Genomic DNA, 20,743 nt, shown 5'->3' with positions numbered 1-20,743 from the left:
TCATGTCGATACATACCATACCAAGCCAACTCACCAGACCGGCTCGCACGATCCTGCGTATGTGAGTCGACTTCTTGTTACATCGGCTTCTTGTTACTTTACCAGAATTCGCTAAGACCTATTTCCCGTTCCCGTTCCAGCGGCTTCCACCGTTCCGTTTCCGGCCGTTCATCTCCACGGACTTCCACCCGCTGGCGCCGCTTTGCGCAGAGCCGCCGGCCAATCGTATGCGCTTCGCGTCGATCGATTCCCGCAGCGTCTTCAGCAACTCGTCCGAGGGCCTGACCCGGAAATCACCTCCCGCCTTGACGCCGACCTCGCCGTGATTGGCCGTCGCCACTTCAAGCACCACGTCGCAGCTTCCCGGGTAGGTGGCCAGCACGTTCTTGAGCGATGCGAGATTTTCATCCGCGACCTGTTCGTGCTCCATGGTCACCACGACGGACCGCGCCAGTTTATCACGGGCATCCGTCAGTGATATAATCTCGGAAGCAATGATCTTGTTATCCTCTTCTTTCTTCGATATGTGTCCGTGCACGAGGATCAACGCGTCGATGGTCACCAGTTCCCGATGGAGGGCGTACGGTTCCGAAAAGACGAGCACCTCGCCCGATCCGGAGAAGTCTTCGAGCGTGATGAAGGCCATGGTCTTGCCGTTCCGGTCCACGATGGGCTTGATCTCGGTCACGATGCCGCCGACCACGACGCTGTCCTGCCGGCCGTTGACGTGATCGAGGCGGCGCATTTCCGCCGTCGTGAATGCCCGGATGTCTTCCTCGTACTCCTTCAGTGGATGCCCCGTCACATAAAACCCGAGCAGTTCCTTCTCGAGGCCCAGTTCCTGGCTTGCCTGCCACCGGGCGACGATCGGCAACACGGGCTTGTGTATTTCCAGCCCGGCGCCCGATCCCGTCGCGTCGAGCTCAAAAAGAGAGGTCTGTCCCTTTTCCCGGTCGTTCTGACGGGTCTGCGCGCCCTCTATGACCGTGTCGAGCACTTCCATGAGTTGCGCCCGGTGTCCCTCGAGGCTGTCGCAGGCGCCGGCCTGTATCAGGCTTTCGAGCACCCGCTTGTTGACCAGCCGCAGATCGATGTGCTCGCAGAGCCCGAACACATCTTCGAAGGATCCATGTTCCTTCCTCGCTTCGACTATGGAATCCACCGCGGACTGCCCCACGTTCTTTATCGCGCAGAGTCCGAACCGGATGGAATTCCCTTCCACGGCGAAGGTCTTGTCGCTTCTGTTGACGTCGGGCGGCCGCACCTCGATGCCCATTTTCCTGCATTCGTTGATCAGCACGACGATTTCTTCGGTGTTGGACATGGTGTTCGACAACAGCGCGGCCATGAAAGGCACCGGATAGTGTACCTTCAGGTAGGCCTCCTGGAAAGCGAGTACGGCATAGCCCGCCGAATGGCTCTTGTTGAAGGCGTAACCCCCGAAATACTCGATCAGGCCGAATACTTCTTCCGCGATACTTTTCTCTATGCCGTTCTCAACGGCGCCGTCGACGAAATTCCGCCGTTCTTCGGCCATGACTTCGGGTTGTTTCTTGGCCATGGCCTTCCGGAGGAAATCGGCGCGGCCCAGGGTGTAGCCCGCCATGTCCCGGGCGATCTGCATGGCCTGCTCCTGGTAGACGATAAGGCCGTAGGTCTCCTGCAGGGCCGTCTCCATCACGGCGTGATGATAGGTGACCTCCTTGCGTCCGTGCTTGCGGTCGATGTAGTCGTCCACCACCCCGCCGTTCAGGGGGCCGGGCCGGCAGAGCGCGTTCATTGCGATCAGGTCGTCGACGCCGTCCGGATGCAGGCGCCGAAGGAATTCGTGCAGCCAGCCGCTGTGGAACTGGAAGATCCCCGTGGTCTCGCCCCTGCGGAACAGTTCCAGGGTCTTCGGATCATCCAGGAGAATGTCATCCAGTTCGATTACGTCACCTGTCGTCTCCTTGATCATCGCGAGGGCGTCCTGGATGACCGACAGGTTCTGCAATCCCAGGAAGTCCATCTTCGGCAGGCCGATGTCCTCCATGAGCTCGCCGGGATACTGGGTGACGATCGTATCCTTGTTGCTGGGCTTGTACAGCGGCACGTAGTCGGTCAGCTCGCCCGGCGTGATCACCACGCCCGCCGCGTGCACGGAGGCGTGGCGGGCGAGCCCCTCCAGGGTCTTCGCGTACTGGATCAGTTGGCTTTCCGTGCCGCCGCCTTCGGCCATCTGCCGGAGTTCCGGGACCTGGTCGATAGCCCGGTCGAGGGTGATCTTCAATTCAGTGGGGATCAGCTTGGCCACGCGGTCCACGTCGCCGTAGCTCATGCCGAGGACGCGCCCCACGTCGCGGATCGCCGCCTTCGCCCCCATGGTCCCGAAGGTGATGATCTGGGCCACGCTGTTCTTACCGTATTTCTCCACCACGTAGTTGATGACCTTGTCGCGTTCGCGGTCCGCGAGATCGATGTCGATGTCGGGCATGCTGACGCGCTCGGGATTCAGGAAGCGTTCGAAAAGCAGCCCGTAACTGATGGGGTCGATGTTCGTAATGCCCAGCACGTACGCCACCATGCATCCCAGGCCGGACCCCCGCGTCATAAGCGGGATGCCCTGCTCCGCGGCGAACCGGGCGATATCTTCGACGATGAGGAAGTAACTCGGATAGCCCATCTGGCTGATGACGCCCAGTTCGTATTCGAGCCGCGCCTTCAGTTCCGGGGTAACGGTCTCGTAACGAGCCGCCATGCCGTCGAAAGACAGCTTGCGCAGGTAGGCGTCCGGGCTGTCATATCCCTCGGGAAGGGGGAAATGAGGGAACTTGAACGTGCCCATTTCCAGTTCGAAATCGATCGACTCGGCGATCGATACCGTGTTCCCCAGGGCGCCCGGGACATGGCCGAACAACTGGCCCATTTCGTCCGCATTTTTGAAGTAGAGCGAATCGGTGGCGAACCTGAGCCGCTTGGGGTCGTTCAACTCCTTCCCGGTCTGAATGCATACCAGCACGTCCTGGGCCGGCGCGTCGTCGCGCCTGAGATAATGGGCGTCGTTGGTCGCGACGATGGGGAGGTCGAACTCCCGGGAGAAGTCGATCATCGCGTTGTTGATGGGCTTGTCGAATTCCAGCCCGTGATCCTGTATCTCCAGGTAGAAGTTGGATCCGAACAGCTCCTTGAGCTGACCGCACTTCGTTCTAGCCTGGTCTACCTGGCCATCGACCACCAGGTTGGCCAGCGGTCCCTTGGCGCAGGCGGAAAGGGCGATCAACCCCTCGCTGTGCTTTTCCAGCAACTCCATGTCCACGCGCGGCTTATAGTAGAATCCCTCGAGATACCCGGCGGAGGTGAGCTTCATCAGGTTCCGGTAGCCCGCCGCATTCTGCGCGAGCACGACGAAGTGGGTCGTCTGGTCGGCCCTTTCGCCGTTTCTTACCGGACGTCTTTCCTTCCGGCTGCCCGGCGCCAGGTACAATTCACAGCCGATAATCGGTTGGAGTCCCGCGTCCTTCACCGTCTTGTAAAATTCGACGGCGCCGAACATGTTTCCGTGATCGGTCATGGCCACGGCGGGCATGCCAAAGGCTTTGGCGGCAGAGGCAAGATCCTCGATTCGGCTGGCGCCGTCGAGCAGGCTGTAGTGGGTATGGTTGTGCAGGTGTACGAACGAGGGCACAGGGTTCGTCCTTCAGGCAGACACCGCAGTTCACCTGTTGCGGATGGGTGGGGTGCTGCCTTTCGAGATGCCGATGGGTTTCGATGTGGGCGTGAAAATACGAGACTACACTGGAAAAATAGGTTGTTAAGAACCGCTGGCGCAAGGTATTTTACGTTTTTTTCGAGTGGGTCTGAGCGCGATTCGCGTAGTGTGCGTCAAGGCTTCGATCAGGCCGACGATCAGGCCGTCTATCCGGCCGGTTTTCAGACAGGTGTCAAGATCACGGAAACGGAGTGCCCGGCGCGTCATGCATCGCATCATCGTCCTTGATAAGCTGGCCCGGGAAGGGCTCGACCGGCTCGCCCGGGCGGAAGAGGTAACCCACGAGGTGCGCACCGGCCTTGGGGGCGCGGCGCTGCGCGACGCCCTCCTGGAATACGACGGCGCGATCTGCCGGAGCGAGGCGAAGATCACGGCGGACGCGCTTAAGGGCAACCGGCGCCTCCGCGGTATCGTCCGCGCTGGCGTGGGGACGGACAACATCGATCGGGCGGCGGCGACCCGCCAGGGCATCGTGGTCATGAACACGCCGACCGGCAATACCCTCAGCACGGCGGAACACACTTTTACCCTCATGGCGGCCCTGTCACGCAACATCGCACCGGCGAACCGGAGTCTCTTGGAAGGACGGTGGGACCGCGGCATGTACACCGGCGTCCAGCTCGCGGGCAAGACCCTGGGCATCATCGGCATGGGTCGCATCGGACGGGAAGTCGCCGCGCGGGCCAGGGCCTTCGCCATGCGCGTCATCGGCTTCGATCCCTTTCTTTCGCCCGAGCAGGCCGGCAAGCTGGGCGTAGAGTACGTCGACGACGTGCGCGACCTGCTGCCCGAGGTGGACTACCTGACCGTGCATACGCCCCTGACACCGGAGACGCGACACCTGGTCAGCCACGGCGAAATCGACCTGCTGAAACCGGGGGCGCGGCTGGTCAATTGCGCCCGCGGGGGGATTTACGACGAGGAAGCGTTGATCCGGGGCCTCGAATCCGGGAAGCTCGCCGGCGTGGCGCTGGACGTATACGAAGAAGAGCCCTGTGTCGACAGTCCGCTTTTCCGCATGCCCGGCGTGCTCTGTACGCCCCATCTCGGGGCGAGCACGGAAGAGGCGCAGGCCGACGTCGCGGTGGAAGCCGTGGACCTGCTGGTCAACTTCCTGGTCACGGGCGAAGTCCGCCACGCCGTGAACGCCGTCACCATCGATTCGAGTACGTTCCAGACGCTGGGCGGTTATCTCGACGTCGCCTACCGGCTGGGCATCCTGCTTTCCCAGTGGCACAGCGGCGGTCCGCGCGCCTGCCGCCTCACCTACCGGGGCAAGGTCGTCGATGAGAACACGCGCCTGCTCACCTCCGCCTTCTGCGCGGGGCTGCTGGAACATGCCCTCGATGAAGAAGTGAACATCATCAACGGCGAGATGCTGCTTCGGGAACGGGGAATTCAATTGACCGAGGAGACCCGCAGCGCGGCGGGCTTTTTCACCTCGGCCATCAGTGTGGAAATCGACTGCGCCGGCGAGACATTCCGGGCCGACGGAACGGTGTTCGGCAACAACATGCCCCGGTTGATCCGCCTGGGAGATCATCGCATGGAGGCCTACCTGGACGGCAATCTTCTGGTTTTCAACCACAGCGACGTGCCCGGCATCGTCGGAGCCATCGGCGACACCTTCGGGCGGTATAAGGTCAATATCGCCCAGATGGCCGTCGGAAGGCTGGGGAATAAACCCGGTGGGAAGGCGGTGGGGGTGTTGAACCTGGACGACGTTCCGCCTCAGGAGTCCATCGACGAGATTCTGCGCCACCCGGCCATCAACGGTGCGCGGTTCATTCGATTGCCGGCCCACGGAGCCCTGCCTCCGTGGATGCCGGGGTGAAAGCGGACAGACGCAGGAACTTCCAGCGGCCCGGCCGGCGGCACGGCAAGACCGAAGACGCGGCCCGGCCGGCGGAACTGAACGCGGAACGTTTGAAGGAAAACAGTAGTTCAAGGGAATACAGAATCTATTCAGTCGGTTTCGAAAGGACTGATGCCGACGGGCGCCGCGATGGTGTGGCAGCGACCGCAAAATCCGGTAGACAGCGGCTACAGGAAAGTCCATACGACCGCGGCGACCGGCGCCGGTGTATCGGAGACGGAACTCATGACTAAACTCAGCGTCAACGTAAACAAGGTAGCCCTCCTGCGGAACACGCGCCTGCACGGCATTCCCAGTGTGACGGGCGCGTCCCGGACCGCGATCGAGGCCGGCGCCTACGGAATCACGGTGCACCCGCGGCCCGACCAGCGGCATATCACGCCCGGCGACGTGGACGACCTGGCCGAAATGCTGAGGGATTACCCGGAGATCGAATACAATATCGAGGGCAATCCCTTCCACCAGGTCATGGATATCGTCCGCAAGGTCCGGCCCACACAGGCCACGCTGGTCCCCGACGACCCGAATGCCTTCACTTCGGACCACGGCTGGGACGTGAAGGCCAACGCCGAAAGACTCAAACCGATCATCGCTGAACTGAAGGGCCTCGGCTGCCGGGTCAGCCTGTTCATGGACGCGGACCTGGACCAGATCGAGCGGGTTCCGGATATCGGCGCGGACCGGATCGAACTGTACACCGAACCTTATGCCGTTGCGTTTTCAGAAGGACCGGAACAGATGCAGCCCGTCCTGTCATCCTTCGCCAGGGCGGCGGAACACGCCCACGAGATCGGACTGGACGTCAACGCGGGGCACGATCTCAACCTGGACAACCTGGCGGTGTTCTGCGGTACCGTGCCGAACGTACTCGAGGTCTCCATCGGCCACGCACTGGTTGCCGACGCGCTGGACATGGGATTGAAAAACGCCGTGGGCGCGTACCTGGACGAACTTGAAAAGGCGAAGACGATTTCAACCAGCACTTAGTCAAATGATCACTATCCAGCACGTATCCCATTGGACCTTAGCACTAAACCCCAAAACAGGTTTCTCCTGGAGGTTTTACCCATGAAAACCCGATTGACGCGATACATCCCCATGGTGATCGCGATCCTTGCCTTGTCCGGCCCGTCCGGTCCGGCGCAGTCCCAGGACCTGGCCGCCTTCGAGAAGAACGTCACGGAATTCACCCTCGACAACGGACTCACCTTCATCGTGGTGGAGAACCATGACGCCCCCGTCCTCACCGTCCTGACCTATGCGGACGTCGGCTCCGTGGACGAGGTCAAGGGCATCACGGGCCTGGCCCACGTCTTCGAGCACATGGCCTTCAAGGGTACCACGACCATCGGCGCCATGGACCTGGAAGCCGAGTACGCGGCCATGGAGAAAGTGGACGAAATATTCGATGATCTCCGGAGCGAGCGGCACAAGGGCCACCTGGCCGACCCCGAGCGCCTGGCGAGCCTGGAGCAGGCCTTCGAGGACGCCAAGAAGGCGGCCCGGGAACTCGCCCGGTCCAACGCCATGGACGAAGCCATCGATCGCGCCGGCGGCACGGGGTTGAATGCCACGACCAGCCGGGATGCCACGCGGTATTTCTACAGTCTCCCCTCCAACAAGCTCGAGTTGTTCTTCGCGCTGGAGTCCAGCCGCTTCCTTGACCCGGTGCTCCGGGAGTTCTTCATAGAACGGGACGTGGTCAAGGAAGAACGTCGTATGAGCGAAAGCAGTCCGGTCGGACGCCTAGTGGAGGAGATGCTGAGTACGGCCTACAAGGCCCATCCCTACGGCGAGCCGACCCTGGGCCACATGTCGGACCTGGATTCCATGACCCGCGCGGAGGCGATGGAATTCTTCCGGAGGTACTATGGCGCCGACAACCTGACCATCATCATCTCGGGCGACGCGGATCCCGCGCACGTCAAGGAACTGGCACACGAGTATTTCGGTCGCCTGCCGGCAGGGCCTTCGATCGAACCGGTTGAGACGACCGAGCCACCGCAACTCGCGGAGCGCCGCGTGATCATGGAAGACAGGTCGCAGCCGGTGATCCTGATGGGTTACCACAAAGTCGACATCAACCACGAAGACGACGTGGTATTCAACGTACTGTCGGATATCCTGGGAAGCGGCCGCACCAGCCGCCTGTATACCAAACTCGTCAAGGAACAGAAAATCGCGGTGAACGCCTCCTCTTTCACGGACTTCCCCGGCAGCAAGTACCCCAACATGATGGTGTTTTTCGCCTTTCCGAGTAAGGACTATACCGCAGCGGATACGGAGAAAGCCATCGAAGAGGAAATCGAACGCATCCGAAACGAGGAAGTTACCGAAGAGGAACTGTCCAGGGCGAAAGTGCGCGCCCGCGTAAATCTGATCCGCCAGCTCGATTCCAACATGGGGCTTGCGCTTCAAATGGCTTATTTTCATGTACTTACCGGTGACTGGCGTAACCTCTTCCACAGTATCGACGCGATCAATGAGGTGACCGCCGAAGATATCAAGCGCGTAGCCAACCAGTACCTGGTTTCCAAGAACCGGACGGTGGCTTCGATCGTTACCAAGGATGATGACGGAACCGAATAACCACGGACCGAAGCGAACATCCTTTGCCCTGAACACAGGAGTCGAACCCATGCGCAGCACCCGTCTGAAAGTCGCTACACTTGGCCTGATGCTGGCAGGACTGGCCTATACGACTATGCCGGCCACGGCCCAGAAGTCACCCCGACGCCAACCAGGGTGGTCCTGGATAACGGGATCATCCTCTATCTGGTGGAAGACCACCGGCTTCCGATGATCAACCTGAGCGCCCGCTTCGGCGTGGGCTCCGTCAACGAACCGGCGGACAAGATCGGCCTGGCCGGGATCACCGGCGCGGTAATGCGCACGGGGGGATCCACGACCATGTCGGGCGACGAGATCGACGAGACACTTGAGGGTCTCGGGGCAGCTGTGGAAACGAGTATCGGCCTGGTTTCCGGCTCCGCCTTCATGTCGGTTCTGAAGGACAACGTGGATACCGTGCTGCCCATTCTCGCGGACGTTCTCATGAATCCCGCTTTTCCGGATGACAAGATCGAGTTGGAGAAGGTCACCGCGCGGTCCTCGATCGCCAGGCGGAACGACGATCCGACCGACATGGGCTTCCGGGAATACCGCAAGCTGATCTACGGCGCGGAGAGCGTGTACGCGCGGCACCCCGAATACGCCACCATCGACGCTATTACCCGGGAGGACCTCGTGGCCTTTCACCAGGCCTGGTTCCACCCGGACAACACCATGTTCGGCGTGTGGGGGGATTTCGATACGGATGAGATGGTTGAGAAGATCTCCGACGTCTTCGCAGGATGGGAGAAGGCCGGGTTCGTGCGGCCCGATCTGCCCGGCGTCGACTATGCCTTCGACAGTTCGGTGAACTTCATCCGGAAAGACGACATCAACCAGAGCACGGTCGTCCTCGGCCACATCGGCGGCGTCATGGACAATCCAGACTACTTCGCCCTGCGGGTCATGAACGACATCCTCAGCGGCGGGTTTTCCGGTCGGCTCTTTCGCAACGTGCGATCGGAGCAGGGCCTGGCGTACGCCGTCTTCGGCATCTACAGCGCCAACTACACTTACCCCGGTATTTTCTACGTGGCGTGCATGACCAAGTCGGAAACCACGGCACAGGCGATCCGGTCTCTCCTGCACGAGGTGGAGCGGATGAAGACCGATGAAATCACGGAAGAGGAACTGGGCCTGGCCAAGGACAGTTTCCTGAATTCCTTCGTCTTCAATTTCGATACCCGCCGGGAAATCATCAACCGGCAGATGACCTACGAGTACTACGGCTACCCTCAGGATTTTCTCGAGAAGACCAAGACCGAGGTCGAGAAGGTGACCGTGGAAGACGTCAAGCGCGTGGCCCGCGAATACCTGCAGCCGGACAAGGTGCGCCTCATCGTGGTCGGGAACGACCAGGATTTCGACGAGCCGCTGTCGGCGTTCGGTGAGGTCAACGAGATCGACGTGACCATCGCGGTTCCGACCATGGAAGCCCCGGAAGCCACCGAGGACGACGTGGCCAGGGGCAGGGAACTGCTGGCGCGCTCGGCCGAGGCCATGGGAGGGCTCGACGCACTGGCCGCGGTTCAGGCGGTCCGGGTGACTGCGGAGGTCACGGTGATTCAGCCCATGGGCGAGATGGCCATCGGCGTGGAAAGCCTGGTCGCGTTTCCGGATAGAATGAAGACGACGATGCAGACGCCGATGGGAAACATCGATATGATATTGACCGGAGACCGGGCCTGGGTGGTCGACCCCATGGGCAATACACAGCCCCTTCCGGACCACCAGCGGGATTCGATGCGAGAGGAACTCTGGCGGAACCTGGTCTTTTTATACAGCCGGATGGACGCTGAGGGGTTGACGGTGCAACATATCGGGCAGGAAGAGATCGAAGGAAGGACGGCGGAAGCGCTTCTGATCACGCCTCCGGATCTGAACCCCTTCAGGCTGTACCTGGACGCGGAGACCATGTTGCCGTACAAAAAGGCCGGCCAGTCCATGTCCCAGCAGGGTCCCGTGGAGGCCGAATCGACCATGAGCGATTACCGCGAAGTCGGGGGGATCAAACTGCCCTTCAAGGAGTCGATGAAACAGAACGGGAATCCCAGCGGTGAGTCGGTGACCCAGACCATCGAAATCAACCCGGAGATTCCGGCCGACGCCTTTGCGACGCCTGAATAAAGGACGCGTCTGAAAGGACGGAAGCATGTCCGCAAACATCAAGCACCTGATCGACTGGAAGTACTGGGACGACGGCGAGATCGTGGAGATCCTGGACCTGGCCCGGCGCGTTAAGCACTACCGCTGGGAATACCAGGGCCGCATGCAGGGCAACACGCTGGTCATGATCTTCCAGAAGACCTCCACGCGAACCCGGGTGTCCTTCGAGGCGGGCATGACCGAGATGGGCGGACACGCCATCAACCTGGACTGGATGACGACCAACTTCACCCTGAGCAAGGTGCGCTTCGAGACGCGGTACCTTGGACGCAACGCCGCGATCATCATGGCCCGGCTGAAAGACAACCGGGACCTGCTGGAGATGGAGAAGGCCTCCACGGTGCCGGTCATAAACGGGTGCTGCAACCTGTACCACCCCTGCCAGGCCCTGGCGGACGTGCTGACCATCGCGGAAGACCGTCCGGAGGGGGTGGAAGGCGCGCGGCTGACCTATATCGGCGTGTACAACAACGTGGTCAACTCGCTGGTTTCCATCGCCGCGCCGCTGGGCGTGCACCTGACGCTGGTCTGCCCGATCCGGGAACCGGCCAGTGTGGACGAGGAAAGCCGTAAGAAGCTGCTGGACCGGGGGCTGCTCACGGAGACGCTGGAGGCCGAAGCGGCGGTCGCGGACGCCGATTACGTCTATACGGATACCTGGCTCGACATGGAACTCTTCAACGATCCCGCCTACGCGGCCGAGAAGGAGAAACGGAGCGGGATCATGATGCCCTACCAGATCACCGCGTCCCTGCTCGCCGGCAGCCATGCGAAGATCATGCACGACATGCCCATCCATCCCGGCTACGAAATCGCCGAGGACATGATCGAGCACGAGCAGTCGATCATCTACGACCAGGCCGAGAACCGCCTGGACGCGCAGAAGGCCATCATGCTGCGGTTGCTGAACCGGTTGTAGTCCTTACGGCAGGCCCAACACCACTAGTTCCGCCCTTTCCGACGCCCCGCCTATCGGTACGGCGATGTACTGTTTTGCACCCATCATGTAGGTCATGGGATTGCCCGTCGCGTTGCCGGGTAGCGGGATCTCCGCGATCAGATCGCCCGTATCCGGATCGAAGGCGCGCAGGAACGCCTCGTTGCTCTCGGAATCGTAGGTCATGGCGTTGCCGCGGTCCGACACTTTCCTGTCCAGCACGATCCCCATCTGGGCGGCGAACAGCAGCGACTTCGTCAGCAACGGGAAGGTCCGGCGGTCCCACCCCAGGGGCGGAAGTTCCAGGCCTTCCAGGGCCGGGTGGTTGCGGGGTCCGCTGCCCACCGGACTCATCCACAGGTGCTCACCCGTGTTCAGATCGATGGCGGTGATGCGGCCGTAGGGCGGCTTGATCACCGGCAGGCCGTCCATGACGGTGGGTCCGTAGGCGAACCGGCCGGTGTAGGTATACGGCGCGTCCTCTTCCGACTCGTTCACAGTCATGATGGCCGGCAGGCTGTAGGACGGCACGTACAGCATCCCCGTCTCCGGGTTCACGGCCGCCCCCGACCAGCTCGCTCCGCCCACCAGCCCGGGCACCGCAATCACGCCTCTTGTGGTCGGCGGCGTGAAAAGCGGGCCATGGTCGTATTCCGCGATCGCTTCCAGGGCCGCCTGGCGCAGTTCGGGCGTGAAATCGATGACGTCGTCTTCCGTCAGTCCCTGGCGTTCGAAGGCCGCCGGTTTCGAGGGGAAGGGCTGCGTGGGCGAGGCGTTTTCCCCGGGTACGGTCGACGGCGGCGTCTCCCGTTCCTCGATCGGCCAGACCGGCTCTCCGGTTATCCGGTCGAAGACGAAGGTGAACCCCTGCTTGGTGACCTGGACCGCCGCTTTGATCTCGCGGCCGTCCACCGTGATGTCCACCAGGATCGGCGCGGCGGGCAGATCGTAATCCCAGATGCCGTGATGCACCGTCTGGAAGTGCCAGACCCGCTCCCCCGTTTCCGCGTTCAGGCAGACGAGGCTCTCGGCGAAGAGATTGTCGCCGAGCCGGTGGCCGCCGTAGAAGTCGTTGGTGGGCGTGCTGACCGGCAGATAGACGTTGCCGAGTTCCTCGTCCGCGCTCATCCACGTCCACACGTTCGTGCTGCCCGCGGTCTTCCAGGACTCGTCCAGCCAGGTCTCGTTGCCGTACTCACCCTCCTGCGGTATGGTCTGGAACACCCACTTCTGTTCGCCCGTCCGCACGTCGAACCCACGCACGTCACCCGGCGGCATGGCGGCGTCGGGCATCCTGTCGACGGCGAATGAATCCAGCACCGTCGCCCCCACCACGACCACCCCGCGGACGATCGCCGGCGGACTCGAAACGGCGTAGAGACTCCGGTCGACGGGACGGCGCAGGCCCTTCGTCAGGTCCACGCGGCCGTTATTGCCGAAGCCCGGGATCGGTTCGCCCGTACCCGCGTCCAGCGCGATGAGCCATGCGTCACCCGTGGCATAGAGGATGCGCCGGTCATCGCCCTCCTCCCAGTAGGCCACGCCGCGATGAACGAAACCCACGTTCGCGGGCGTACCATCCTCCCACGTCCCGGGATCGAATGACCATATCGTTTCCCCCGTGGCCGCGTCGATGGCCGCCACCTGGCTCAGGGCCGTACTCGTGTACAGCACGCCACCGACCTTCACCGGCGTCGCTTCGTTCACGAACACCCGAAGAGTCGAATCCGCCTCCAGGATGGCGTTATCGATGGAATCCCAGCGCCACACGACCTCGAGGTCCATCACGTTATGCCGGTCGATCATGTGCAGGGGAGCGTACTTGGTGCTCGCGTGATCGCCGGCGTACGCGCGCCATTCCACCTGGAAGGCGTCACTGGTCTGGAGGGCGTCATCCGCGCAGGACGACAACGCGCCGAGGCAAAGGACCGTGAGCATCAGTCCCGTCATTCCCGCCAGACCGGTCCTGCCCGCCGGACCATCCTGTTTCGCCGGCCCGGCCGGTTTCGCAGGATTCGAAGGTGTCGCCAACCCCGCCAGCCTCGTGTTCGGACGTAACTTACTCATTTGCGTTTCTCCCCATATCGCTGGTGGTTTCCTTTTCTGCATTTTAATAACAGCCTAACCTATTGTACAATTGTACAACTGTATCGCAGTATGTCTCATCTACGTCGCGATGTTTCTCATCTACATCGCAGTACGTCTCAACGAGTGTGCGATGTGCCTCATCGATCGCGCGGTCGATCAGATATACCCCGTAGACCCATCCGGACGGACGTAACACGTGCGTTGCCAGTGCACTACCTCGTAGTCCTTCACCACTTCTTCATCCACGTCGATACCGAGACCGGGCGCATCGCGAAGCGGCAGGTACCCGTCTTCGGGCAGGTAGGGGTCGATAATGCAATGCTCCCATTCCGTGCCCACGGGCAGGACGTACTCGAGGATCTTGAAATTGGGGGTGGCCGCCGCGAAGTGCACGTTGACGGCGGTGGCCAGGGGTCCCATGGGATTGTGCGGAGCGATGGTGACGTAGTGCGCCTCCGCGATCGCGGCGATCTTGCGCATCTCCAGCAGGCCGCCGCACACGCAGACGTCCGGCTGGATGATGTCGGCGCCCTGCGCGGCCATGAGCTCGAGGAACTCGAAGCGCGTGTACAACGACTCGCCCGTGGCCAGCGGGACCTGCATCTGCGACCGCAGCCGGGACCAGGCGGGCAGGTGTTCCGGACGGAGTGGCTCCTCGTAGAAATAGGGGTCGTAAGGCGCCAGAGCGTTGGCGAGCTGCAGCGCCCTGATCGGTTCGAATATCCGGGCGTGGGGATCGAAGGCGATCTCCCATTCGTCGGGCGTGTTGTTCCGCACATCCTCGAAAAACCGTGAGGCGGCGCTGCAGACCCGGCCCCACCGTTCTGCCTCGATATCGACCTGGTACGGGCTGGTCTTGAACGCCGTGAACCCCCACGCCTCGTGTAGCGCACTGGCTCGCTCCACGAAGTCGTCCGCGTTCCCGCCGACGCCGTGATACACCCGGACCCGGTCCCGGACGGTCCCGCCCAGAAGCATGTACACCGGTAGGCCGGCCGCCTTGCCGCTGATATCCCAAAGGGCGTGATCCACGGCGGACATAACGGCCAGGCCCGTCCCACCCGGCGGGAAGCGGAACTGCTGGAACAGTTTCAGCATGATGTATTCGATGCGGCGGGGGTCTTCTCCCTTAATCATCTCGAAGATGTAGTCGGCGATCGGTTCAACAGACTTGTCCGGACCGACCGAGTAGGCCTCTCCCCAGCCGTACAGCCCTTCGTCCGTCTCCACCTTCACCAGGCCCCGGGAGCGGTTCCCGAAGGTGCCGGCATACGTTTTGATGGCGGTTATTTTCATCGTGGAGGACTCCGGATGGCCGGGTGCAGGACGTTCAAGGTGCCGGGTTGCCGGGGTGCCGGACGCCGGCCTCTATTGAATGAGACGCCGGACGCTGGCTTACGTAGCTTGCTTCAAGTGTAATTCAGATGACGATCAGGGTCATACGGTCTCTGAAAGATAGACGGGTGAATTCGGGCTGTCAAGGAAGGGCAGGCCGACCGGAAGCGAGCGGTCAAGGACGGATATATGCGCCGGAAGCGAGCGGTCGCCGGTGAGTCAGTTTACCAGTAGACGCTGTTTTTCGGTGTGGTTGACTTGCATTTTCCAATACGTATCTTGATTTGATGGGTTACGCGATCGAACTGTTTTACGACGATGAAAGCGAACGGGCCGTTCTCGATATCTGGGACGGTCTGGGCGCGGCCCTGGGGCAACCTTCCCTGTCGGAACTCGATGCCCGGCCTCACGTTTCTCTCGCGGTCTACGACGACGGTCTCGATACGAACGATTTCCCGGATCGACTGCTCGAATTCGCGCGATCCATCGATCCGTTCGACTTCAAGTTGAGCAGCCTGGGGACTTTCCCCGGCCAGGAAGGGGTGGTGTTCCTGGCGCCCGTGGTAACCCGACGGCTGCTGGAAGTCCACGCGCGGTTTCACGAGGTGTTTTCGAATCAAGATAACACGGGCATGGACTACTACCTGCCCGGCAACTGGGTGCCGCACTGTACGGTCGCCATCGATCTGTCGGCGGCCGAAGTGATCGAGGCCGTGGCGTACGGTCGTGAGGCCTTCCAACCGATTTCGGGACGGTTCCGTGAAATCGGCCTGGTCGAATTCCGCCCCGTGAAGGAACTGTTTACCTGTGCATTAGGTTAGCATTACTATGAGCCGCAAACATGTTTGCCGAAAACCCCGTTAGCACATCGAATCTGTAAGGATCCCCATGGCCAGTCTGATCGTCGAAGGCGGAAAACCCCTCTCCGGCACGGTCGTTCCGTCCGGCAACAAGAACGCCGTGCTGCCCATTCTCTGCGCCACACTGCTGACCGACGAGACGGTGACGATCCGGAACGTGCCGGACATCACCGATGTGCAGAAAATCGTCACGTTCCTCGAAGCCCTGGGCTCCCGGATCGACTGGGACCGGGACGCCGGTTCGCTTCGGGTCAACAACGCCGGATTCCATGACGACACCGGCGAGGTGGCCCTGCCGGAAGGCATGCGCTCGGCCCTGCTCCTCCTGCCCGGCCTGCTGCACCGCACCCGGTCCATCCGCTTCGCGAACGTCAAGGGATGCGCCCTCGGCGTTCGGGAGATCGACCCGCACGTGGACGTACTGCGCGCGCTGGGAGGCCGCATCGTTTCGGAAGATCCCATTGAATTCGAACTGAACGGCCGATTCAGGGGCGACCGGATCTGGCAGGATTATGTATCGGTGACCGGGACGGAGAACTTCATCATGGCCGCGGTCCTGGGCGAGGGCCGATCGACCCTGGTCAACGCGGCGTGCGAACCCAACGTGCAGGACCTGTGCCATTTCCTCAACGCCCTCGGAGCGAGGATCGAGGGCATCGGGGCGAACGTCCTGCACATCCAGGGCGTGGACCGTCTCGGCGGCGGTACGGTGGAGATCACGCCCGATCATCACGAGATCACGACGTTCCTGGCCGTGGGCGCCATGACGGGCGGCGAAGTGCGGGTCGAGCAGGCCATACCCCACCATTTCGACCTGATCAACCGCTGCTTCAGGAAACTGGGCGTGACCGTCGAATACGAGGGCGATACCGCGCTGGTACGGAACGGCCAGCCACACCGGGTCGAGAACCCCTTCACGTCCAATATCCTGGCCAAGATCGAGGCCGCGCCCTGGCCCTACCTGCCCGCCGATCTCCTGCCCCTGATGATCCCCCTGGCCATCCGGGCCGAGGGATCGATCATGTTCTGGAACAAGGTGTACGAAGGCGCCTTCTTCTGGATCTCGGAACTGGTCAAGTTCGGCGCCCACGCGGTCATCAACGACCCCCACCGCATCATCGTCTTCGGCAATCGTCCCCTTCAGCCGGCCACGGTGGAAGCGCCCTACATCATCCGGGCGGCCGTGGCCCTGTACATGACCGCCGCGAGCATCCCGGGCACGAGCGTCATCAACGGCGCGGAGTCCATCAACCGGGCCCATCCGAATTTCGTGGAGAACCTGCGCGCCCTGGGCGCGGAAGTGTCGTGGGACGGGTTGGAAGAAGACTGAGGGGAAGGCGGGGGTGGCGGTGTGGGTGGTGAATATAGCCGTCGCGCTTTACTAGCCGATCACCCGTATGGGCAGAAGGGGTTTCGAGGCGTCGACTCCGAAGTCCAGCCTGACTTCCTGGTCCCCCTTGCGAAACGTCATCTTGCCTGTTCCGGCAGGCGCGTCCACCCCGGGCGCCTCGTACAGCGGGTAGGCGTCGTAGTCGATGGCCTCGCCGTCCACCCTGTGCTGGCCATGCTGACCATGCTGGCCATCGAAGTACATCTCCATCTGGTTTCCGTCCAGCGTCTCGACGGCGACGCGGTCGCTCCCCGGCCATCCGGACAGGTCGGGTGATAAAGCGGCCCGGCGCGCGCAGAACGCTTCAAACGATTGCTCGCTGTCCGCCTCCCTGGCTTCAAGCACCAGTCCGCCATGCAGGTCCGGGATCCTGAGGAGCCAGCCGTCGATCTGGTCGGGATTCGCCGCCAAGTGGCGCATGGACCCTTCCTCCCGGATCTCCGACCACGCGTAGGGACCGATCGGATAGAGGGCGATATAGGCGCCGGCGCCGGTATCTCCCATGATCCAGCCGTCGCGTTCCACCCAGCCGATCGACCGGGGCAGAAACAGGTTGATGAAAGGCGCCTCGTCGTCGGGCGGGATCTTGTACAGGACGATGACGGTGCCCTCGTGCTGCATCATTCGCTCGTAGGGCGACGCCCCGAAGAGCCGATCGGGCCACTGTAGATAGGGCTTGTCGGATCCGATCTGCCTTCTGATCTGCTGCGGATAGCCCACGAGAAAGGCGCTGAACCGTTCCGGGCTGCGATAGGGGTGATTGCAGCAGATCTTGGCCTGATGGTTCTCTCCCCGCCACGTCAGGTCCCAGGAAATCAGGTCGATGGGGCCGGCCCCGGGGCCCGGCAGGCCCAGCTGCGACGACCCGAGGGCGAAGGACGGACTCATGTAAGTGTACTTCCGGATCGGCCGCGCCTCGTGCTCTACGCGGCGGTAGATCGTCCTGGGCGCCTTGGTCTTCTTGACGACGTGGGCCGTGGACCGGTCCACCGCCATCTCCGCGAATAGAGCCGGAGGTCGGTAGGCGGCCGTGGCCGGCGGAATGCAAAAGCCATGGACGTGGTGCTTTGGTTCGAACTCCTCGTCGCCGAAATATAAGTACTGCAACGCGGAGATCGCGCCGGATTTCCTCCAGGTGTTCTCCCGGTAGCCTTCGCGGCTGTGACCGCCCGCCCAGGATCCGTAGTAATACTCCAGTGCCATGTCCGCCACGTACAGGGCCAGCACCTGTTCGACCTGGTGGCGCAGGTGGGGGTCGGCAGCGTGGTCCGCGAGCGTGATCATCGGCACCATGTGCTCCACGTGGTACTGGGGGGAGTCGTATTCGTGGTGGCCGTTGACGGCGGTGCGTTCGATCATCCCGAGGATCCAGCGCATGGCCTCGGCCCGGTTGGCTTCCGCGGACAGGCCGTTCCACATGTAATTCGCGTCCGGCCACCGTTCCGCCGCCAGCAGGTTGCCCACGTAGAACATCAGCCAGTGGTTCTCCGTGTTGCCGCGCTCGAGGACACCGTCCATCATGAAATCCCGGATGATCCCCAAAGCTTCCTCCGGCAGCCGGTCGGGCCACCGGGCGATGAGCGCGCCGCAGGGATATACGTGGAACGGACCGCCGGCGGGGCGGCCTCCCCATCCGTCCGTCTGGTCCGAAAGCGCGTTCCGCACGATGTCTACTACCTTCGCGTCGTCCATGCCCGTCGCCAGGTGCGCGTTCAGATCCCAGAGACCGCCGCCGTCCCGCTTCGACCAGTTTCGGACGACCCGGTCGGCCCGCTCGTCGACCTGCCTGTTGTAAGTTGCCTGGTCCATGTATTGTTTTCTATGCTTCTGGTGCAATAATTGCGCGAACGTTTACGAATCCCGGAATCTGATGCCACGTGTGGCCGCCATCATCCGTGTACCACAGCCCGCCCGGTGTGGCGCCGGCCAGCCACGTCGACGTCGAACCGGGATGGCATCGTATGGCCGCGCACAGGTGGCGGGGTCCCCTGCGTACCCAGTGGCCCGATCCATCGCCGATGGCCACGCCGTGTTCCGTGGCGGCAACGATATCGTCGCCGACCCGCATCAGTTCGAAGACCGCGCCTCCGTCTGCCGTATGGCCCGCCGAATCCCAGCGCTCACCGTCCTCGCTGCGCCAGATCCCCCTGTCGTCGGTGCCTGCCCAGAACTGCCCGTGGATACACGCCAGCGCGCGTACTGCGGTACCCGAAATACTGGTCCGCCGCCACGCCGCTCCCGAGTCGTCCGCGATCAGTACGCCGCCTTCGGTGCCGATCAACCACGTCGTGGGCTCTTCCGGATGCACGAGAATGGCGTTGGTGAAACGCTCATTGACGCGAAGTGCGTCCGAGTGATGCGTCCAGCGGACCGCCCCGAGGTCGTCGTAGCGACCCGTGGCGATGCCGTAGGGGGATCCAGCAATCACACCCGGCGATCCTGCGATCGCTGCGATGGCCATGATCTCGGTGAGCGTCTCGTCGTGCAGTTGCTTCCAGCGGTCGGATTGGGCGGCATGTGCAGGCTGGTCGGCCTGGTCGGCCTGGTCCGCGTCGTACGGCCATTCCCAGAGTCCGCTGCCCCAGCTCGCGCCCGCCACCAGGCGGCCCGGTTCACGGATCAGGCTCGAAATACCGTACTCCTGGGCGCCGATGCGCGTCCAGGATCCGCCGATGGTGCCGTGGTATACGCCCTTGGAACCGATGAGCCAGTGATCGCGGGGGATCATGCTAAATTTCTTGTCGCGATGTATCAAGTTAACAAAGTCTGTTGATGATTTATCCGGAACAGGGCAGTTTCTGAGGAAGTTACAATTCCAACCTATAGTTCGAATTCGCCATGTTGTTTTTGAATTCTGCAAAGTCTTTAAGTGGGTTTTCTTGTATAACACCTAGAATCCCGTTTAGTGCGGTTTGGAGTTGAGCTTCATTTCCAGATTCTACTGCTCGATTAAGTATGATATAAAACTGTTCGAGTGCACCTTTACGCTCGGCGAACCTAAGCTCGAAGTATGTCAGAATTGCTTCCTTTTCATTATTAAGCGCGGTAATGAGAACGCTTCTCTTTGACCAAATCTGTTCTCTCTTTGTCTGCTCCTCTTGTCGAATCTTGTAAAAGTTTATACCCTCCTTAATAACAGATAACGCATCTCCCACATCAATGGAGTTTACGGTTTTCCTAACAAACTTTTTTCTGTTAGACATGATCTATCCTATTCTTCCAGTTATACCTAAATTGGATATTCGATTGTCCGTAGAAAGAACAATGAATGTTGTAGTTATTGATTGTGATCAACTATCAGTTTCCCGTTCTTGTCAGTGATTACTACGTCCAACAGTTCTCCCAAAGTCTTTGCGGTTTGCGCTACCCTGTATAAATCATCGAGATTCGCAGGATCACCATTGGTTACTAGGGTTTCAAGTGCCTGTTCTGTTTTCTCGATAGAATCGTACAATTCATCAATTCGTTTTAGTGCGATTTCAGTTACATCGATTTGCTGAACCATTTGCGCTTGAGCAATGTCCATTTCGGACTTTTTCTTCTCTACTTCGGTTTTGACTTTCTGAACTTTATTGCCAATAAAAAAACCTGTTACTAATGTGGCTGGCACTGCAACGACACCTCCTAAGACTGCTGAACCAATAGCAACACCACCGCCTCCCGATGCGATTGATCCGCCGCCAAACCAAGCGAGTGTCGCACTCTTTGCAGCAGCACCACTAAGCCCACTTAT

At 61.3% G+C, this 20,743-nt stretch carries 14 protein-coding genes; 7 read left to right on the top strand and 7 right to left on the bottom strand.

Annotated features, from left to right (window positions below; genetic code table 11):
• Positions 1-118 precede the first annotated feature (118 nt).
• Entirely contained in the window at positions 119-3,664 is a 3,546-nt protein-coding gene (locus tag OXG98_19115; protein ID MCY3774119.1) for a DNA polymerase III subunit alpha, read from the bottom strand.
• A gap of 289 nt (positions 3,665-3,953) precedes the next feature.
• Here OXG98_19115 and serA point away from each other — a divergent pair, with 289 nt between their 5' ends.
• The 5 genes from serA to OXG98_19090 all read left to right on the top strand — a co-directional run bounded on the left by serA (position 3,954) and on the right by OXG98_19090 (position 11,319).
• Positions 3,954-5,582, top strand: coding sequence for a phosphoglycerate dehydrogenase (gene serA / locus OXG98_19110; protein MCY3774118.1), 1,629 nt, complete (start codon positions 3,954-3,956; stop codon positions 5,580-5,582).
• Between the two features lie 267 nt (positions 5,583-5,849).
• A complete protein-coding gene (locus OXG98_19105) occupies positions 5,850-6,611 on the top strand; it encodes a pyridoxine 5'-phosphate synthase (GenBank protein MCY3774117.1) in 762 nt (253 codons plus the stop codon).
• Positions 6,612-6,692: 81 nt separating this feature from the next.
• A complete protein-coding gene (locus OXG98_19100) occupies positions 6,693-8,213 on the top strand; it encodes a pitrilysin family protein (protein MCY3774116.1) in 1,521 nt (506 codons plus the stop codon).
• 156 nt (positions 8,214-8,369) lie between these two features.
• Positions 8,370-10,361: an insulinase family protein gene (locus OXG98_19095; GenBank protein MCY3774115.1), complete on the top strand. Its 1,992-nt coding sequence runs from the start codon at positions 8,370-8,372 to the stop codon at positions 10,359-10,361.
• 25 nt (positions 10,362-10,386) lie between these two features.
• A complete protein-coding gene (locus tag OXG98_19090) occupies positions 10,387-11,319 on the top strand; it encodes an ornithine carbamoyltransferase (GenBank protein MCY3774114.1) in 933 nt (310 codons plus the stop codon).
• A gap of 3 nt (positions 11,320-11,322) precedes the next feature.
• Here OXG98_19090 and OXG98_19085 read toward each other — a convergent pair whose 3' ends face one another.
• Together OXG98_19085 and OXG98_19080 are read right to left on the bottom strand one after the other, a co-directional pair.
• The gene (locus OXG98_19085; protein ID MCY3774113.1) at positions 11,323-13,404 is read right to left on the bottom strand and encodes a pyrroloquinoline quinone-dependent dehydrogenase; all 2,082 of its coding nucleotides are present in this window, start codon (positions 13,402-13,404) and stop codon (positions 11,323-11,325) included.
• A gap of 177 nt (positions 13,405-13,581) precedes the next feature.
• Positions 13,582-14,721, bottom strand: coding sequence for a mandelate racemase/muconate lactonizing enzyme family protein (locus OXG98_19080; GenBank protein ID MCY3774112.1), 1,140 nt, complete (start codon positions 14,719-14,721; stop codon positions 13,582-13,584).
• Between the two features lie 326 nt (positions 14,722-15,047).
• On the opposite strand from OXG98_19080, the gene OXG98_19075 reads away from it, so the two are divergent.
• Entirely contained in the window at positions 15,048-15,581 is a 534-nt protein-coding gene (locus tag OXG98_19075; protein MCY3774111.1) for a 2'-5' RNA ligase family protein, read from the top strand.
• Between the two features lie 67 nt (positions 15,582-15,648).
• A complete protein-coding gene (locus OXG98_19070; protein MCY3774110.1) occupies positions 15,649-16,950 on the top strand; it encodes a UDP-N-acetylglucosamine 1-carboxyvinyltransferase in 1,302 nt (433 codons plus the stop codon).
• Between the two features lie 51 nt (positions 16,951-17,001).
• Here OXG98_19070 and OXG98_19065 read toward each other — a convergent pair whose 3' ends face one another.
• The 4 genes from OXG98_19065 to OXG98_19050 all read right to left on the bottom strand — a co-directional run.
• Complete coding sequence (locus OXG98_19065) at positions 17,002-18,819, bottom strand: hypothetical protein (protein MCY3774109.1); 1,818 nt, start codon at positions 18,817-18,819, stop codon at positions 17,002-17,004.
• Positions 18,820-18,829: 10 nt separating this feature from the next.
• Positions 18,830-19,738, bottom strand: a complete 909-nt coding sequence (locus OXG98_19060) for a hypothetical protein (GenBank protein ID MCY3774108.1) — start codon at positions 19,736-19,738, stop codon at positions 18,830-18,832.
• Positions 19,739-19,817: 79 nt separating this feature from the next.
• On the bottom strand, positions 19,818-20,213 hold the full coding sequence (locus OXG98_19055; protein ID MCY3774107.1) for a hypothetical protein: 396 nt from the start codon (positions 20,211-20,213) through the stop codon (positions 19,818-19,820).
• A gap of 74 nt (positions 20,214-20,287) precedes the next feature.
• Positions 20,288-20,743: hypothetical protein (locus tag OXG98_19050; GenBank protein MCY3774106.1), on the bottom strand; the 456-nt coding region annotated here is incomplete at its 5' end.

This window comes from Gemmatimonadota bacterium, from assembly GCA_026706345.1.
In the GTDB taxonomy this organism is placed as follows: domain Bacteria; phylum JAAXHH01; class JAAXHH01; order JAAXHH01; family JAAXHH01; genus JAAXHH01.
Note: the sequence above shows the minus strand (reverse complement) of the source record. Positions and strands in the feature narration are given on the sequence as shown.

Coding starts and splice junctions, on each gene's coding strand:
- OXG98_19060 (MCY3774108.1), bottom strand. CDS start 19,738: ATGATCCCCCGCGATCACTGGCTCATCGGTTCCAAGGGCGTATACCAC.
- OXG98_19105 (MCY3774117.1), top strand. CDS start 5,850: ATGACTAAACTCAGCGTCAACGTAAACAAGGTAGCCCTCCTGCGGAAC.
- serA (MCY3774118.1), top strand. CDS start 3,954: ATGCATCGCATCATCGTCCTTGATAAGCTGGCCCGGGAAGGGCTCGAC.
- OXG98_19090 (MCY3774114.1), top strand. CDS start 10,387: ATGTCCGCAAACATCAAGCACCTGATCGACTGGAAGTACTGGGACGAC.
- OXG98_19055 (MCY3774107.1), bottom strand. CDS start 20,213: ATGTCTAACAGAAAAAAGTTTGTTAGGAAAACCGTAAACTCCATTGAT.
- OXG98_19085 (MCY3774113.1), bottom strand. CDS start 13,404: ATGAGTAAGTTACGTCCGAACACGAGGCTGGCGGGGTTGGCGACACCT.
- OXG98_19075 (MCY3774111.1), top strand. CDS start 15,048: ATGGGTTACGCGATCGAACTGTTTTACGACGATGAAAGCGAACGGGCC.
- OXG98_19065 (MCY3774109.1), bottom strand. CDS start 18,819: ATGGACCAGGCAACTTACAACAGGCAGGTCGACGAGCGGGCCGACCGG.
- OXG98_19080 (MCY3774112.1), bottom strand. CDS start 14,721: ATGAAAATAACCGCCATCAAAACGTATGCCGGCACCTTCGGGAACCGC.
- OXG98_19100 (MCY3774116.1), top strand. CDS start 6,693: ATGAAAACCCGATTGACGCGATACATCCCCATGGTGATCGCGATCCTT.
- OXG98_19070 (MCY3774110.1), top strand. CDS start 15,649: ATGGCCAGTCTGATCGTCGAAGGCGGAAAACCCCTCTCCGGCACGGTC.